This window comes from Paraburkholderia phymatum (genome assembly GCF_038900715.1).
Lineage (GTDB): Bacteria > Pseudomonadota > Gammaproteobacteria > Burkholderiales > Burkholderiaceae > Paraburkholderia > Paraburkholderia phymatum_A.
This window is the reverse complement of the sequence record NZ_JAYMRZ010000004.1, coordinates 219,644-237,983: the sequence shown is the minus strand read 5'-3', so window position 1 is coordinate 237,983 and position 18,340 is coordinate 219,644. Positions and strand designations below refer to the sequence as shown.

Annotated in this window: 9 protein-coding genes; 2 read left to right on the top strand and 7 right to left on the bottom strand. The window is 62.8% G+C overall.

Annotation, left to right across the window (positions count from 1 at the left end):
* Window positions 1-4: 4 nt before the first annotated feature.
* On the bottom strand, window positions 5-9,208 hold the full coding sequence (locus VSR68_RS09735; protein WP_342939632.1) for a hemagglutinin repeat-containing protein: 9,204 nt from the start codon (window positions 9,206-9,208) through the stop codon (window positions 5-7).
* A 676-nt stretch (window positions 9,209-9,884) separates the two neighbouring features.
* Here VSR68_RS09735 and VSR68_RS09730 point away from each other — a divergent pair.
* On the top strand, window positions 9,885-10,979 hold the full coding sequence (locus VSR68_RS09730; protein ID WP_342939631.1) for a glycosyltransferase family 4 protein: 1,095 nt from the start codon (window positions 9,885-9,887) through the stop codon (window positions 10,977-10,979).
* Window positions 10,980-11,038: 59 nt separating this feature from the next.
* Window positions 11,039-11,821 (top strand): polysaccharide deacetylase family protein, encoded by a 783-nt coding sequence (locus tag VSR68_RS09725; protein WP_342939630.1) that lies wholly within the window; start codon window positions 11,039-11,041, stop codon window positions 11,819-11,821.
* Window positions 11,822-12,190: 369 nt separating this feature from the next.
* Here VSR68_RS09725 and VSR68_RS09720 read toward each other — a convergent pair whose 3' ends face one another.
* From VSR68_RS09720 to VSR68_RS09695, 6 genes are all read right to left on the bottom strand, one after another.
* A complete protein-coding gene (locus VSR68_RS09720) occupies window positions 12,191-13,300 on the bottom strand; it encodes a cytochrome D1 domain-containing protein (protein WP_342939629.1) in 1,110 nt (369 codons plus the stop codon).
* A gap of 201 nt (window positions 13,301-13,501) precedes the next feature.
* Window positions 13,502-14,017, bottom strand: a complete 516-nt coding sequence (locus VSR68_RS09715; RefSeq protein WP_342939628.1) for a DUF3280 domain-containing protein — start codon at window positions 14,015-14,017, stop codon at window positions 13,502-13,504.
* 241 nt (window positions 14,018-14,258) lie between these two features.
* On the bottom strand, window positions 14,259-14,447 hold the full coding sequence (locus tag VSR68_RS09710) for a hypothetical protein (protein WP_342939627.1): 189 nt from the start codon (window positions 14,445-14,447) through the stop codon (window positions 14,259-14,261).
* A 132-nt stretch (window positions 14,448-14,579) separates the two neighbouring features.
* Window positions 14,580-16,046, bottom strand: a complete 1,467-nt coding sequence (locus VSR68_RS09705) for a heavy metal sensor histidine kinase (RefSeq protein WP_342939626.1) — start codon at window positions 16,044-16,046, stop codon at window positions 14,580-14,582.
* On the bottom strand, window positions 16,043-16,729 hold the full coding sequence (locus VSR68_RS09700; RefSeq protein ID WP_087737510.1) for a heavy metal response regulator transcription factor: 687 nt from the start codon (window positions 16,727-16,729) through the stop codon (window positions 16,043-16,045). Before VSR68_RS09700 ends, VSR68_RS09705 begins: the two co-directional genes overlap by 4 nt.
* A 112-nt stretch (window positions 16,730-16,841) precedes the next feature.
* Entirely contained in the window at window positions 16,842-18,305 is a 1,464-nt protein-coding gene (locus VSR68_RS09695; RefSeq protein WP_342939857.1) for an efflux transporter outer membrane subunit, read from the bottom strand.
* Window positions 18,306-18,340: the final 35 nt, after the last annotated feature.

Here is an 18,340-nt window from a genome sequence, read left to right as displayed (position 1 = left end):
GGTCTCATTTCTTACGTCCGAGAATATCGTTGAGTGAAGGGAGCACCAAGGTTGATGATGTCGATTTACCAGCTCCAATGCCAGCGCCATAACCGACTCCTGGGAAAACCTTCACGGGTGCTGCACCCCCGATGCCTCCAATAGTGCCATCGTCGTTAATGGCAAGATTGGCGCCGCCCGATGCTCCAAATCCTGCATCCATTTCGGCATAGCCTCCGGTGCTGCTGCCTGTCGTGATTGGCCCGTTGCTGCGACTGATGCCGACGCCGCCACCGACGCCCGCATACGCGCCACCGCTCGCCATGCCGTTTGCCTGCACTTGAATATACGGCGATGTTCCCCCGAGCGTGCCATCCGTTTGGACACCCACATTCACGCCACCGCCCGCACCAACTAGCGGAAGCATTACGGTCCCGGAAATCCCCGCAGAATATTGCTTATATGCCTGCGTTGTCGGCTCGTAACTAAGTGTTCCGCCGCTCATACTGCTAGCATTCTTCGCAATGTAGCTCTGTAAGTCAGCGTCTCCCGAAGGAAGCGATTGTCCCCACACCTGTTGACCCGCCTGATTCACGCCATACAGTACCCAGGTAGTTCCGTCGTCGGGCTTACTGCCCACCGCTACGCGAACGCTTCCGAGTTCCGTTTGGTCGTTCACCGTCAGGTCCATCAACGCCATCTGGTTCTCAATGGCTTGCTCCGTATACTTACCGCCACTCCCATCGGCGAGCTTCTTCGCAAGTACTTTTTCCTGCGCCTTGTTGTCCTCGTGAAGTTGCCGGTTATAACGATCCACATTGGCCGCCGTCACCGCACCGGCACCGCCGCCCACGAGCCCGCCAGCTACGCCAGCAACGACATTGGTCGCGAGGTTCCCGGCAGCCAGGCCCGGATCAATGTCCTGTCCGTTGCTGAACGTGTGCGCCAGTTCGTCGAGCTGGCCCGCCATCTTTGCCGCAACGCCTGCGCCGACAGCGCCGCCAATCGCGCCCATGCCGCTGAGACCACCTGTGAGCGCGCCACCAGCGACATGCAACGCAATCCGGTTCGATCCGCCATCGCCCCACGAATCCGCCTGTGCCTGGTACTTGTTGTATGCGTCCATGTCGCCCGCACTCTTCGCTGCGTCGGCCTGCGCCTGCGCCGCCTTCTGCTGTGAATCAGCAATGTCACCAATGCGTCGTGCCACGGCTTCGCCTGCGGCCGTCGTCGCATCCATCAGGTCGGACTGGTTAGCCAGGAGGTTACTCATATCGGGCGTCTTCGCAACCGTACCGTTGGTGGCCGACGTGTCACGGTTCAGGCTCGCAATGTCCTGCGTCTGGTGCGCGCCGTCTGTCACGTTGACCGTGCCCGAGGTGATGCCGCTTGCCGTCGTCGCGCTTTCACTACCGCTATCGTTCGCAAATACGGGGAGCGCGCCGCCCGTGTTCTTGCCCCACGTTGGGCCATGCGTCGTGTAGTTGTTGCCGCCGTCACCCACGCCCGCGCCTGCGCTGATGCCTGAACTGTGTGCGCTGTATTCCGAATGGTTCTCCACGTCCGACCAGGTTAGCGTGCCCGTCGTCAGCGTGTTCTTCGATGCGTCCGCGTCGCTTGCAATCGTCGCGCCTTTGAGGTCCGTGTTGCCCTTCACGTTGATGTCGAACCCGCCCGAGCCTGCGTGAAGCCCGGCCTGTTCGTTGACGCCCGCATAGCTGCCGCTTGCGTTGCCGTTCTGTGCGCTGAAACTCGCACTGCCGCCACCCTGACTGACGCTGAACCCTCCGCCCGCGCTCTGCTGATGCGCGCTGCTCGTCATCGTGTCCTGCACGCTCGCGACGTTCAGGTTGCCGCCAACGTCGGTCGACACCTGTTTGCCGTTCACGTTCGCGCCGATGATGTTGGTATCGCCACCCGACACGATGGTCACGCGCTCTGCGCCATTGACGTGCGTGTTGTTCTGCATCGCCGAATCGCTGTTCGCGTTGCCGTGCGCCTTCGACATCGAAGCGTCGACACCAAAGCCCTGCGTGCCATACGACACGCCGACGCTCGTGCTGCTGGATTCATTCGTGCTACGCGTTGAGTCGGAATCAGTCGTATTGACGAGATTGACCTGATTCTTTGCCGCCAGTATCACGTCGTTAGCGTTCACGCTCGAACCGGCAACTGTGACATTCCCGCTGCCTGGCGTGCCGTTTCCCGTCGCGACAAACGCGGCAGTGCCGCCCGCCGTTACGGTCGAACCCCGGTTCGTGGTGCCGTCTTCCGTGTACGTGCTCTTGCTGTGGCTGCTGCCATAGCTCAGTTCGATCTTGACCGATGGCGTTTGTCCGTTGGCAAGTTGGCCCATTGCCGCGCCCGCCGCACCGATGGAGTCGAGCGCGCCGCTCGCCGCCGCAATGCCGTGCAACGCCGCCGCGCGATCGTCCTGACTCTGGCTCGCCGCGCGCGCCTGATTGACAGTGTTCGATACCGCATCGATCACGGGAGCCTTGATCGCAAGCGTGAAACCGCTTTGCTTGACTTCGTGCGTCTCGTCGTGGTGCATCGTGTCGACGGCCGAGTCGATCGTGACGATCGCACCTGTGCCGGTGACATTCTGTGCCGCGATCAGATCGCTCCCGGTCACATGAAGGTCTTTGCCCGCTGACATATGGACGCTGCCGTCCATGCTGCCGACAAGACTGCCGTTGTTCGTTACCTGCGCGTTATTGGCCGCATCCATCTGTGTCTTGCTGCCGACTGAAATACCGATGCCTCCGCCTGTGCCAATGCCCGACTCGTGTTTCCGGTAGTAGCTCGACGAGGTCTGCGTATCCTGCGACGTGGTGATATTCACACTGCCGGCCGCTGCGAGATTCACGTCATTCGTGCCCGCGACGGTTGAGCCTTTCACCGTCAGATCCTTCCCGGCGCTGACGTTGACGGAATCGCCGGATACAGTGCTGCCGACGCTGATGTTGGCCTGGGTGCTCTGCATCGTGTCAGTGGTCGAACCGTGAAGGAAACTGCCGCGCTTCGATTCCGTCGCCGTGTAGCTGTCGTGTTCTTCGTGCGCCTCGTTGATCGCGACATTGCCGCTCGCGATGACATTGGCCGCGCCCGTATCCGTCGACAGCGACGAGCCTGTAAACGTCACATTGCCTTTGCTCGCATCGGTACTTAAAGCGGCCAGCGTGCCACTACCACCTGCCTTGAACGACGTGCCAACAGCCTGTTCGTCGTAACTCCGGTCGACTTCCTTGCGCGTCCTGTCATCGGTTGCGACGTTGTTGTACGACGCAGTATTCGTGACCGTCGTCGCCGTCAGATTGCCGCCCGCCACAACCGCCATGTCGCCGCCCGCGCTGACCGCAGCACCCTTGAACGTCATGTCGTTGCCGCTCTGCATCGCGAGGCTGCCGCCCGCGCTGATGCCGCTCATTTCATTTAGCGTGCTATTCGCTTCCCAATGATGGTTCGCGTTCTTCGTGACCGACTGCGAGGTCTGCGATTCGACCGTATCGACGTTGATGTCGTGACCCGCCGCAATCTGCGCATTGCCGCCCGCGCTGATGTTCGCGCCACGCACGTTCAGGTCGTGACCCGCTGATACGACCATGTCACCCGTCGATGCAATCGTGCCCTGTGCGCCGAGCAACGTCTGGTTGACGTTGCTATTGCCAACTGACGAACTCACACCGACCGTGTCGACCAGCGTCGTGTTCGTGATGTCGTGACCGGCAAGCACAGCGACGCGGTTGCCCGTGATCTGGCCGGATGCGTTGACCACATCGTTCGTTGCGGACACGACCGTCGTCCCGTTCGCGCCGCTGCTGCCGATCTTGCCGCCACGATTCACGATGTCGGTCGCGCTGATCACCGTCTGCGAGCCGCCCTTGATGACGCCAGAATTGACGGCGCTGCCCGTCGCATGAATCTCGACGTCATCGGCCGCGATCAGTGCGCCGGTCGGTTGTAGATCATTCGCATGTGAATGGGCCAGATAGACGACAGGCGCAAGCACCTGTTGCGTCGTGCCATCCGGCAGCGTGACGGTCTGGTTGACGAGCCACACGATATCGCTCGTAAGCGCATCCATCTGCGCAGCCGTCAGTGCCATGCCCGGTTCGAGATTGAACGCCTTCGCGACGTTCACGCCGTTGGTCATCAGCGCGCGGTATTCGTCTTCGTTGTTCGTATAGCCTTGAAGATAGACGCGACCCGTCAGTTGCGTGACCTGATTGCGAATCATCTGCTCTTCATACAGACCATCGCCCAGGCGCTTCTCCACCTTCGACGGATCGCAGCCTAGTTGCCCGAGCATGTAGTCGCTCGACATGAAGTTCGTATAGCTGGTCAGGCGCGGATCGGTTGCGATCAGATACGACGCACCGGGCGCCGTGTTGAACGTATACAGGCCGCTCTTCGGCAACGTGATGTTCAGCGCGCCAGTCGCGCCCGCGACCGACTGCGGCGCGTTGATGGTCTGCGTCTGGCCCGTCGCGAGATTGACAGTCTGCGTGCTGCCGCCTGTCACGCCGCCTACGGCCCCGTTTGCGCCGAGCGTGCCGCCCGTTGCGCCCGTCGCCGAATTCGCTGCCGCGACGTTCGTGTTGTTGACGGTCGTCGCGCTGATCCGCACGGCGTTATTCGCGACGATCGTGCCGCCCGTGCCGCCGATCGCAACCGGCGACAGCACGATCGACGGCTCGACTACCTGGCCCACGTCGCGCGTGATGTCCTCGTTCCAGGCGTAGGTCGAGACGATGTCCTGTCGCTGGTACTGGTAGAGCGTCTGTCCTGTGTTGTTGACGGTCGTCCCACCATAGGTGCCGCTGCTGCCACTGTCGAGCGTGCCGTTCTGCTCACTGCTGCCAATCTGGATCGAGCCGCCCGCTGCAATCGCGCTATAGCCGTTGTTCACCGTGCCGACGTTGGCAAGCATCATGTTGCCGCCCGCGACCAGTTGCGCCTGCTGCGCCTGCGTCCCCGTCGCCTGGTCCTGCTGCGTGGTGGTGGTCGTATCGCGCGCAACTTCGACGCGCTGGTATCCGTGGTGCGCGTCGTTGCGCGTCGGGTACTCGGTCGCGGGGTCGTAGTTGACGGTCGGGTTGTAGCCGTCCCAATAGCTGACGGTGATCGTGCCGTCGGCGTTGGTCGTGATCGAGTTGTAGTAGATGGTTGTCGGCTGACCGTTGATGTTCACGACCAGCACTCGGTCAGTGGCGTTGGGGCCGCTCGCGGTCGATACGATGTCGGCGCTGCTGTACGTGGCGTTCACGGGCGCCTGATAGCCGTAATCCCATACGGCCTGCGTACAGGACGAGTGGTTGTCGGCGTTCGTCGTCGCGCAGGCCATGTACTTGTCGCGCTTGGTCTGATGAACGGTTTCTACATCGGATGTCACCGTCGTGACGAGCGGCGCGGGGCGCGTGTTGGTCAGCATTTGCGTCGCGACTTCGATGTTGCCTTGCGCCTCGATGGTCGACTGGTCGTTCGTCAGCGAGTTCGAACGGTTCGCGAGCAGGCCGTTGGCGTCGCGCGTGCCGTCTGCCGCGATGTTGATATCGCCGAGGCTGAAGATCGTCGCGCCGCCCGTGTTCGTGATGTCGCCGGGTGCGTACAGATTAACGGCCGTCGCTGCGGCGATCGCCGCCGCTGCGCCCGTGTTCGCGATCGAACCGGCGATCAGCGTGACCGTATTGCCGATTACTGTCGCGGTGTTGGTCAGTGACGCACTATGCATCGTCACCGAATCGCCCTCGATGCGGCCTTCGTTCGTGATCGCGTTCTGCGCGTTGACCGTCGTGTTCGACGAGTCGATGTCCGCGCCCGCCTGGTTGTCGACGTTCGCGGCGTTCACCGTCAGCGCGTTCACCGCGCCGAGCGTGCCCTGGTTCGTGAAGTTGCCCGCCGTCGTGAACGTCAGGTCGTGGTTCGCCTGAATCACGTTGGCGGCATCGAGCGTGTAGTCGCCGTTGACCGTAACCGTGCCGTCGTTGCCCGCGATGATGCGGCCGTCGCCCGACAGCGTATTCGTCGTGACGCTCAGGTTCTGGTCGCTGCCGATCGCGCCGTTCTGGTTCGCAAGCGTGCCCGTATTGATCGCGACGCTACCGCCGCTGCCCTGGTCGTTGCCGATGCGTCCGCTCGTGTTGTCCAGCGACGCCGTGTTGAGTGCAACCGCACCGTTGCCGTGGATCGAGCCGCCCGCATTGATGACAGCCGCGCCCGGTGCGTTGAGCGTGACGTTGTTCGCGCCCGAGAGCGTCGCGTTCGTGTTGTCGGCGAGTTGCGCGACGTTCAATGCCAGGTCGTGGCCCGACAGCACCTGTGCGCCGTTCGTGTTCAACAGCGTCTGCACGTTCACCGTCACGTCGCCGTTGCCGCCGATGGTGCCCGCGCCCGCTGTTCCGCCCACATTGCTGTTCGTGATGGCGCTCGCGCTGATGATCGTCGCGCCCGTGCCGGTGTTGGCGATGCGTCCGTTCGTGTTGTCGAGCGATGCGCCCGCGACGGCGAGCGTCGCCGTTGCGCCGTCCGCTTCGATCTGTCCGCCCGTGTTGTCGATCGCGCCTTGCGCCGACGCGATTACGTTACCCGCGCCCTGAATCAGGCCAGCACGGTTGACGAGCGCGCCGCCTGACTGCAAGGAAGCCGCACCGCCCGCGACGACCGTGCCGCCCGAGTTGTCGACATTGCCGCCAGAAACCGACGCATCGCCGTTGCCGCCGATCAGCCCACTGTTCGTGTTCGAGATCGCGCCGCTTGCCGCGACTGTCGTTGCGCCTGTGCCACCGTTGGCGATCGTGCCGCCGTCGTTGGCAACCGACTGCGCCGAAACGCCCAGCGTGCTGCTTGCCTGAATCGTGCCGCCCGCATTGTTCAGCGTGCCCGCGCCCGTGACCGATACCGACTGCGCGCCGACGTAGCCGCCCGCGCTGTTGTCGAGTGACGCAACGTTCAGCGTGGCCGACGACTGCCCCGCGAGCGTGCCGCCGCGATTCGATGCCGCGCCCGCATGGACGTTCAGCGCACCGTTCGTCGCGATCGTACCGGCGTTGTTCGACAGTACGCCTGTGTTCACCGCAAGCGTGCCTGTGCCTGCGCTCGCAATCGTGCCCTGGTCATTGACGAGTGCAGCGGGCGAGAGCGTCAGGTCCGTGGCATTCGTCTGGAGCGTTCCGCTGGCGTTGTCCAGCGTACCAGTCACGTCGATCGTCGTCGCACCCGTGCCCGTCTGCGTGATGCTGCCGCTATGGTTGACGAGGTTCGTCGCGTGCAGCGCGATCTGGTCTGCGCTGGTCGTGCCACCGCTGTCGTCGAACGTTGCAGCCGTGAGCGTTGCAAGATGACCGGCCGCGATGGTGCTGGTATTGCTCAGTGTCGTGCCTGCCGACAGGGTCACATTGTTGTTGGCCGCAAGCGTTCCGCTGTTGAAGAGCGTCTGCGTGGTGCTCGCGATAAGCGTCTGTACCGCCGTGATCGAACCGGCATTCACGAACTGGCCGGTCTGCAAGGTCACGCTACCGTTGCCGCCGACCGTGCCACCCGCGCCGTTGTTCAGCAGGCCGGTCGTCGTCAGATTCAGGCCGTCGCTGTTCAGCGAGGCAATCTGACCGCTCGTGTTGTCGATCGAACCCGCGTGCAACGTCTGCGCGCCCGCAGCCTGCATCGTGCCGCCCCGGTTCGAAATTGCGCCCGCGACGTTCGCCGTCAGCGCGCCGCCCGACACGATCTGTCCGTTGCGGTTCAACAGCGCGCCTGCCGTGAGGGTCTGCGCACCGCCCGATGACAACGCGCCCTTGTCGTTGGTGAGCGTGCCCGTTGCGCTCGCGTTGAGCGTCGTGCCCGCTGTCGTCGTCGCGCCCGACAGGTTCACGTCACCCGCGCTCGCCCAAAGCGTCAACGCGCCGTTCGCCGATGTACTGCTGCCCGAGAGATCCACTGACGTACCGCTCAGTGCAGCATTGCCACCCGCCGCATTACGGCCCGTAGCCGTGACCGCGCCCGTTGACGAAATGGACAGGTCGCCCGCGCTCGCAATCGTGCCGTCGCTGTTCACGCCCGCGCCGAGCGTGCCCGTCGATGCGACGCTGCCCGCGCTGAGCGTCGTGTTCTGCTGCGCGGCGAGTGTGCCGCTGTTGGTGAGCGCGCCCGACGTGTTCACGCTGACGTTCTGCTGCCCGTAAGTGGTGCCGCTGTTGTCGATGCCATCGCGCGCGCTCGCCGCGATGTTACCGCTCGCGTTCGTCTGTCCCGCGAGCACGAGCTTGCCCTGTGTCGTCAGGATCAAATCGCCCGCCTGTGCTGCGAGCACACCCCGGTTCGATACGCCGACACCGTTCTCCGTGCCCACCAGCCAGATACGGTTTGCGTACATCCCTCCCAGCTTGCTCACGTCGATGGACACGCCAGGCGCGGGGCCGTTACCCGCAATAGGTGTGGCGTTCAGTGACGCATAGTCGACGTTGTTCGAACCCGTGATGACGTTCAGGTTCTTCGCGTAGATCGCGGCGTTGACCTGTACGGCACGCGCCAACAGATCAACCTGATCGACGTTCGAAGCATTGAACCCCGCGCCCTGCACGGTGATGTTGCCTTGGGTCACATTGAACCCCGACACGGAACCGTCAGGTGCGAAGTTCGGCGTGCCCGTGGTCATGACCGCGCGCGACGTGTTGATGAAGCCCGCGCCGTCTAATAGCAGCCCATTCGGATTCGCGACGATAACCTCGGCGCTGCGGCCCGCCACTTCGAGATAGCCGCGCAGCTGCGACGGCGAACTGCTGTTGACCTGGTTGACGATCACCCGAGCCGAATCGTTCGGCCCGTAGTTCGGATTGCCATTCACGTAGCCCGCAAGCTGCGTGTTCGTGATCGTCGGCGAGTTGTTGAGAATCGCGCCCCGGCTCGACACATCGAACTGGTTATAGGTGTTCATCGACACGCCCGAGCCCGAGGGTTTGTTGATGTTCACCTGCGGGATACCGTTCTGCGTCGTGATGACACCAGGCGCATGCGCGCCGCCCGGCACGATCTGCGCGAACGCAAGCACGGGCGCGACGGCCATCAGCAGCGCGACGAGACTGCGCAGCGACAAGGCAATCACCTGTACGCCCGACTTGCACTTTGAAGCGGACGTCTCGCCCGATTTTCCCGAAGCGGTTGCGGTTTCCTCGACGGCCACGAGCATTCCGCGAATCCGGCTAAAGATCAGCCGGTACGACCTGTTGTTCATATTCTTATGGATTACAGATAAACCAAACCCGTAACCCTATTCGAATATTCACATCAGTTCTGTCAAGGTTTGTCATTGCGCGCGTGAGCGCAACGCTTTGTGACAAATAGAATTCTTTCGATTGCAGCTTGCTAAAAATCTGTCTAGCGGACGAATAAATCGGGCAACAACCAAAGGTTCATCGTGGAATATCGGGAAACACCGGAGAGGCCGCTGAGTTCGGGCCATGAGGCGTCATTCGCGCGCCCCCTCGCACAGATATTCTGACGGCCGCTACGCGCGCCAAACGGCCATTCGCCCCACGAGTTGCTAGCGTTGTCGTACTACGCAGCCACACTGGAAATATGAAGTTGACCTGCTCAAGACGCTGCCTCACGCCGTCGACACTGGTTGGGAAGATCTGCCGATCGTAACGCGCATTGGCATTGCAGCCATCTCCGGATATTACAAACACCTTGTTATATGCGAATGCATTTCCTTCTCACGGTGCTCGTATAAATGTCGAATCACTAACGAATTCGCCACGGGATCGGTCGGCAAAGACTGAATCTTTTGAAGCGGCGGTCTGCCTCGAATCAGCCATCGGGATAATCCCTATAAACCCAAGGCGTAACACATCTATTTGTTACGGTATATTACACCATCCTAACCATTTTAAATTGCATCGGCAGGGACGATGAAAGAATTGAAGGTGTTGCACAGCGAGTCGTCCAGGGGATGGGGCGGTCAGGAAGTTCGCACGTTGAAGGAGATGCTCGCATTGCGTGAACGCGGGCACATTGTTGAAGTCGTTTGTCCTCGCGACGCGGCGATCGGTGTGCGCTCCGCAGAGCTAGGTTTCAAGGTACACCACGCGCGTATGAGAGGCGGCGGGGACGTTCGCTCGATGATGTCTGTCCAGGCACTTTTGCGGCGCCGTGCTTTCGACGTGCTAAACACGCACAGTGGTCACGACAGTCTCGTCGCCGGCTCGGCCGCGCGACTCGCGGGTACGCCACTAGTGGTCAGGACTCGCCATCTTGCGCTGCCTATCAGTTCGCTCGCCACTTATAACTGGATCCCGCATCGCGTGATCGCAGTCAGCCAGTACGTGCGGCGATACTTGATCTCGGCTGGCGTATCGGCCGACCGCGTGCAGACTATCTATGACGGCATCGTGAAGCACGCACACATTCCACAATCGACGCTGCGCGCCGAGCTCGGGCTCGGGTCCGATGCGGTGATTTGCTGCATGGTCGCGATCATGCGCGACAAGAAGGGGCACGAAGACCTGATCTCGGCCGCACAACCTCTTTTGGCTGAGCGTCCGAACCTGCACATCGTGATGGCAGGCAATGGGGAACGCCTCGATAGAATCAAAGGTATCGTCGACAGTCTCGGGCTCGGACGACGTATTCATTTGCTCGGGTTTCGTACGGATATTCCGAACGTACTGCGTGGCTGTGATCTGTTCGTGCTGCCCACGCATCAGGAAGCGCTCGGCCAGTCATATATCGAGGCGATGGCTGCAGGGCTGCCGGTGATCGGTACCGACGTCGACGGCGTGCCCGAACTGATCGAACACAACGTGAACGGTTTGCTGGTGCCGCCGAAGAGCCCTGACGCATTGCGCGCAGCGCTCGTGCAACTGATCGACAATCCGGAGCAGCGCACCCGGTTGGGCGAGGCGGGGCGCCGCACTACCGAAGACCGATTTGGAATCGACGACATGGCGGACGAGACAATCGAATTTTATCGATGCAGTCTGCGCCGGCGGGAAGCGCACGCATGAAGGGTTGCGCGCGTGCGGTTCCTGTGCTGATGTATCACCACATCAGTAGCTCGCCTGGCATGATCACTGTCACGCCTGGACATTTCGCGGCACAGATGGCGTATCTGGCAAGTGCCGGCTATCGGACCCTTGGCTCGCGGCAACTTTCGGCCTTTCTCGCGGGGGAGCCGGTGCCCGCAAAGTCTGTCGTGCTGACGTTCGACGACGGCTATCTCGACAACTGGGTCCACGCACATCCCGTGTTGCAACGGCACGGCTTTACGGCCCTCTGCTTTTTGGTGAGTGCCTGGCCGGGCGAGGGTGAAGTGCGGGCAAATGCGACGAGTGTGTCGAGTCCCACGGAACTTCCGCGCTTGCTCAATCATCGCGAAGGCGAGCTTGCGATCGAAGACGGCCGCGCCGATGAAGCGATCCTGCGCTGGTCGGAAATCGACGCGATGCGCGCAGCAGGGACGTTCGAGTTTCATAGCCATACGCATACCCATATACGTTGGGATCGGGTCACGCGAAGTCGCGACGAGAAGCGCACACGTTTGCGCAACGACCTGATTACCGCTCGCCAGATGCTTGCTGAACGATTGGGCAACATTTCAGATCATCTTTGCTGGCCGCAAGGCTACTACGACGAGGACTATCGGGAGATCGCGCTCGACGCCGGCTTCCGCCATTTTTACACCTGCCATACGGGCACCAACGAGAGCGACGAAACGCATGCGGGGAATGCGGGACGCTCGATCAACCGTCTCGAAGTCCGCGACCGACCGGCGTCCTGGCTTGCCAGCCGCCTGTGGGTTCACACACGGCCCGCGATCAGCCGCGCCTACCTGCGGATCAAGCGCTGAGTACCCGAATGGCCGGCCTGATTGAGGTTTGTGAACGCAGTACGCCGCCGAATGCGAACGACTGGTGTTGCCGTTGGTGTCAATGACGCACAGCCCCCGAAGCAGATGAATAGTGCAACACCGAGCGAACGATCGCGCAACGCCGGCAAGCACATCACTGCCCAGAACTGCTTGGTACTGTTGATGCGGACATCACTGATGAATGGCAGTTTCAGCTTGATAGCCGCCTTTGCTCTATTTCGATGTCGAGCGGTGGGAATGGTCGACAAGCGCCATCCATTCCCCGAAGAACGACAAAAAAAGCCCGCCAAAGGTGAAGGCGGGCTAACTCAAACACGGCAACGCTCAATCCACCAACACAACCACCCGTCACCGCGACTCAATCGACCCCTGACTCGGCGGCGACGTCACGATACCCCACGCCAGCGGCAAATCGCCGATCTGACTGAGCGTCTGATAATTGTTCTTCGCGTCGAGCACATACACGGCATTCGAGCGCCCGCACGCCATCAACACTTTCGAGCCATCCGGCGTGAACGTGAAGTGCCAGCAGCGCTGACCGACAGGCGCATCCGTCACGTGCTCATAGGTCTTCGCGTCGAACACCTGCAAGGTCTTGTCGCGCGCGGCGGCGATCAGCAGATGCTTGCCGGACGGATCGAATGCGACGCCGTATGGCCCGAGCTTCGTATCGACTGTTTTCACGGTCTTCAGCGTCGGCGCATCGAGCACGACGAACTTGCTGGTGTTCTCCAGCGTGACGACATAGTGCTTGCCATCCGGTGTCGACTTGATGCCGCGCGGCCGCGAGCCCTTGTTCAGCTTCACGGTGCGCACGGGCGCGCCGCTGCCCGTCCGATACACCGACACGGTATCGTCGCCCTCGTTCGTGACGAGCAGTTCGCGCCCGTCCGGCGAGAACTCGACGCCTTCCGTTTCGTGCCCGCTCTTCACCGAGCGGATCACCTTCATCGTCTTCAGATCGACGATGGCGACTTCGGCGGGCGGGCTGTTCGCATCGTCATCGTCGTCGTGGCCTTTGCCCGCCTGGCCCTCCGGCTTTCCTTCGGGTTTGCCTTCGGGTTTGCCTTCGGGTTTGCCCTCGGGCTTGCCAGCGCCCTGAGCCTGCTGCGGCGGCCCGCTTTCGCCGGGCTCGTACGTCACGTAGGCGTATCCGCGATGCACGCGCACGAACTCAGGGTTCTTCCCGATCTTCACTCGCGCGACGATCTTGTCCGTCGACGTGTCGATCGCCGACAGGTCGCCCGTCTTGTTCGCGACCAGCAGCCGACGGCCGTCCGCCGTGAGGCTCAGCCCGCGCGGACCGTCGCTGCCCAGGCCGATGGTTTTGGTCAGCGTCATCTGGTCGAGGTCGATCACGCCGACGCCGTTCGTCTCGCTCGTCACATACGCGGTTGCCGCGAACGCATGACCCACACCCGCGCCGAGCAATACGGCGAGCGCGACGGATGCCGTCATGCGTGTACGTCTTGTGCAATGCATCGATGTCTCCTGCGGTTGGTTGTTCGACAGGCCCGGTCGGGTCATTCAGGCCATCTGCGTTTTGCCGCAAGGGCGAATTCACCCACGCTCAAGTTAGCGCATCGCGCGGCCGGATGACAGCGCGGGCGCCCGGGAGTTTTTCCCGAAATCGATGTGCGTGCGATGTACGTGCGATGTTCAATGCGCCGCGTCCGGATCGGCGGCGAGCAGGCCGACGAGGGCATCCGCGCCGCGCCGCCAGGACTGATCGGTATTGCCGCGCATGTCGACCGAGCGTTGAAACACGACCTGTCCGCTTGACGTATCTTCAATGCGCAAGTTGATGTTGAGAATCAGATTGCTGACTTTCTGCACCCAGCATACGCCGACGCGCTGAACGCCCAGCCGCCGGCCGATCTCCAGTTCGCAGCCGTTGCACGCGTTGAGGTCCTGCGTCGACTTGAATCCGTCGATCAGCGACGCGGCCGGCCGGTTGTCGGCGACCTGGTAGAGCCCGCGCTGGTCCACCTGCGAGCGCAATCGTTCGCTGACCATCGCGGCGCGCGCCTGTTCGGCTTGCGCGGCAGCCGGCTCGCTATATTGCGCGTTGTCGTCGATCACCGCGCAGTCGAGCAACGCGGCCGTGCGGGGCGCGGCGAACACTGTCACCGAAACGGTACACAGTGCGGCGCCTGCGGCGAACGCGCGGAGCAATGCACGCGCTTTCCTTCGCCATCCGGTGCGGGAAAAGAGGGAGTCGCGAACGGTCAACGCAGAGAGTCCTCCACGATCGGAGCGTCATGTGGAAAGGGCGCGACAGCAAGCGCGAAAAGCAGCGCGCCGGCAATGCCCGCCTGGGCCGGGCGACGATCGTGAAGCAGATAACGGGCCCGAATGCAGGGCCCGCATGCAGGACCCGGATGCGAGGCTTGCGTTTGCCTCGCGAGAACAGCGCCTACGCTTCCACGCTGGAATGCGCCGCGGCCTGGGCGGCCGCTTCGGCGGCGAGCGCCTTGCCGACCTCATCGGCGAATCGCTGCAAGGAGGAAAGCGGCCCGCACACGCTGTGATACGACTGGCTGCCGATCTGTGCGTCGAGCAGCACCTGCATGCCGGACTTCTTTGCCATTTCGATCAGATCCACACTGCCCCCTTGCCGATTACAAACTGGACGCGATGATCCAGCGTAACCGGTCAATTTGACCGTCATTCGGTCGAACAGAGGCCAATGATGAGACCAATTTACCTGTTCGCGCGGCACGCGTTACGGCACGCGTCACGGCGACTTGACCGGCGCGGACGCGGTGGCGATGGTCCGCGTAGCCACAGGCGCTTCCTTCTCGACGGCATCGGATTTCGAAGAGCGCGCCCTGTCGACGCCTCTGATCGAAAACCCGAACGTATTCACGCCGTCGAGGCTGTGCGCGAACACGAACCCGCCATGCATTTCGGCGACGGCCTTGACGATCGCAAGGCCCAGCCCATGATTCTCGCGGCTGTTCGTGCGCGAAAGCTCGGCGCGGTAAAAGCGGTCGAACACGTGATCGAGGACGTCAGGCGAAATCGGCTCGCCCGGATTGGCGACGGCGATCCACACGCGGCCCACTTCGCGCGAAATCGTGACCGCGATCGACGATCCCGGCGTGCAATGATGAATCGCGTTGATCAGCAGATTTGCGCAAGCGCGCCCGAACAGCGAACGGTTCACGCGCGCGACGGCATCGCCGTGCAGTTCGGCCTGCACCTGCGCCTCTTCCATCGGCATTTCGAGGAATTCGACGGTGCGCGCGATCTCCGCCGCGAGCGACACTTCGACCAGTTCCGTGGCCTGCTCGCCCTGATCGGCGCGCGCAAGAAACAGCATGTCGTTGATGATGCCGCGCATCCGCTCGAACTCTTCGAGGTTCGATTGCAGCGTGCGGCGCAGATCGTCGACGGAACGGTTGCGCGTCAGCGCGACCTGCGTCTGTCCGATCAGGATCGTCACGGGCGTGCGCAATTCGTGCGCGACGTCCGCGTTGAACGATTCGAGGCGCACGTATGCCTCATCGAGCCGTTCGAGCGCGCCGTTGAACGAATGCGCGAGATCGTTCAGCTCGTATGGCAGCTCGGTCGTGCGCAAACGTTGCGAGCGATTATCGGCGCTCACTTCCGACGCATCGACCGTCAGCCGGCGCAACGGCGCGAGGCCGATCCGCGTGACCCAATAGCTCAACAGCGAAGCGCCGATCGCACCCAACGCGGACAGCGCCGCCAGCGCCAGCCCGAACTCGCGCAACGCCTGCTCGGTCGGCGCGTAGCTGGTCGCCACCTGCAACTGCACCTGCGGACGCTCGCCGTTCGGCACGAGCGTCAGCGTGCGGGTCAGCAAGTCGTGACGGGTGCCGTTGTCGGCGACGCGCGCATAGCCGCCCGGCCATTGCGCGATAACCCTGCCCGTCACCGGATGCCCATAGTTGAAGAGCGGCGCGTCGCTCGAAATCGAATAGACGCTCGTGCCGTCGCGCGGCGTCATGTCCGTGAGCTTTTCTTGCGCGATGCGCCACTTGTCGCGATTGATCGCGTGATGCACGATGATCCGCGCGACCTCGGTGCGGCTATCGAGCGACTCGCGCAGCCGCTGCTCCAGTTGCGAGCGGAGCACGAGAAAGAGCCCCGTGTCGACCAGCGTGAAAACGGTCAGGGCGACGAGTGCGAACAGCAACGCAAGCCGCCGCCCAATCGAACGGTTCGAGCGAATCATGATGCCTCCGCTTCCTCGCGCACTTCGAGCACATAGCCCATGCCGCGCATCGTGTGCAGCAGCTTGGTGGGAAACGGGCCGTCGAGTTTCGCGCGCAGCCGCTTGATGGCCGTCTCGACGACGTTCGTGTGGCTGTCGAAATTCACGTCCCAGACCAGCTCGGTGATCATCGCTTTCGACAGGATATCGCCTTGCCGCCGCGCGAGCACGCTAAGCAACTGGAACTCTTTTGCGGTCAGATCGAGCCGCACGCCGCCGCGCGTCGCACGCCGGCCGATCAGATCGACATACAGATCGCCGACGCAGATCAGCGTCGACTCCTGCACGCGTGTACGCCGCGCAAGCGCATGCAGACGCTCGACCAGTTCGAGAAACGAAAACGGCTTTGTCAGATAGTCGTCGGCGCCTTCGCGCAGGCCACGCACGCGATCATTCACGTGATCGCGCGCGGTCAGCATGATGACAGGCGTGGACTTGCGCATGCGCAGCGCTTTCAGCACGCTGATGCCGTCGCGCTTGGGCAGCATCACGTCGAGCACGATGATGTCGTAGTCGAACTCGGATGCAAGATGCAGGCCCTCTTCGCCGTCGAGCGCGACGTCGACGACCCAGCCCTGTTCCGTCAGGCCGCGACGCAGATAGTCGACGACCTTGAATTCATCCTCCACGATGAGCAGCTTCATGGGCGCTCCTCTCTCTTCTCTCGATCATTATAAGTAGGCTTTCAAACGCGTTCAGCCCGGCCTGCGTCACCCTCCATACGGCATGGCCTCCGCCGATGCGCGTCGCTTCGCGTCAGTCCGGCGCGCGCGCGGCGGATGGCGCGAGATTGTTCGCGGCAGCGGCGGGCGCGGGCTGCGCGCCTGTCTCCTGCACGTCCCATCCGCCGCCCAGCGCCTTCACGAGCGCGACGGATGTCGTCATCTGCTGTCCGTGAATCTGCACGTCCTGGCGCTGGCTCGTCAGAAGCGACTGCTGCGCGGTGATCACGTCGAGATAGGCGACGAGACCGCCCGAATAGCGATCGTTGGCGAGCGAGAGCAGGCGCTGCGCATCGGCGACGGCATCGCGCGACTGCGCGGCCGCGCTGTCGAGCACCGAGAGCCCCGTGATGCCGTCCTGCACCTGCTGGAACGCGGTCAGCACGGATTGCCGGTAATTCGCCTGCGCGGCCTGATAGCCGGCGCTCGCAAAGTCCACGTTGGCCGCGCGCCGTCCGCCGTCGAACACGACCTGGCTGAGCGCCGCGCCGAGCGACCACATCAGGCTCGGCGCGCTGATCAGATTCGCGAACTCCGTGCTCTGCCAGCCGATGCCGGGCGTCAGCGTCAAACTCGGGAAGAACGCCGCTTTCGCGACGCCGATCTGCGCATTGGCGGCGGCCATCGCGCGTTCCGCCGATGCGATATCGGGGCGCCGCTGAAGCACATCGCTCGGCAGCCCGAGCGGAATCGCCGGCACGTGATAGTCGACCACCTTGGGCTCGATCGCGAACTGCGGCGCGGGCACCGCGACGAGCGCCGCGATCGCATGCTCGAACTGATCGCGCTGCGTGACGAGCAGTTGCGCCTGCACGCGTGTCTGATCGAGCAGCGACTTCTGCTGCAACACGTCGAGCCCCGACACCGAACCGAGATCGTGCTCCGTCGTCACGTAGTCGAGCGCCTTCTGTTGCAGTTGCACCGAGCGGTTCAGCACGTCGATTTCCGAGTCGAGTTCGCGCAGCGAGAAATAGTCGGTGGCGAGATCGGTGGAGAGCACGAGCCGCGCGTTCGCGAGATCGTCGCGCGACTGTTCCGCCGATGCCTGCGCGCCTTCCACTTCGCGGCGTATGCGGCCGAACAGATCGACGTCATAGTTGATCGTCGATCCCAGTTGCAGATTGTTCTGCACCGTCGATTGATTCGGCGACGCGTAATTTGTCAGAGGCCGGTTCTTCGACGTTCTCTCGCGCGCCGCCGACGCCGACAGATCGACTTCGGGAACCTGTTGCGCGCGCGTGTTCGCGAGCGTCGTGCGGGCCTGCGCGTAATGCGCGCTGGCCGCGGCGAGCGTCTGGTTCTGCGCGAGCGCCTGTGTTTCGAGACCGTCGAGCGTCGCGTCGCCGAACGACTTCCACCAGTCCGGCGCGAGCGGCGCATGCGAGGGCTGCGCGAGACGCCAGTACGAATCCGTGTGCCACGTGGGCGGCGCGTCCGTCAGCGGCGTCTTGTAGTCGGGGCCGACCGTGCACGCGCACAACGCGAACGCGAGTGTCATCGTGCCGATGGTGCGGATTTGCGCAGCGTGTACCG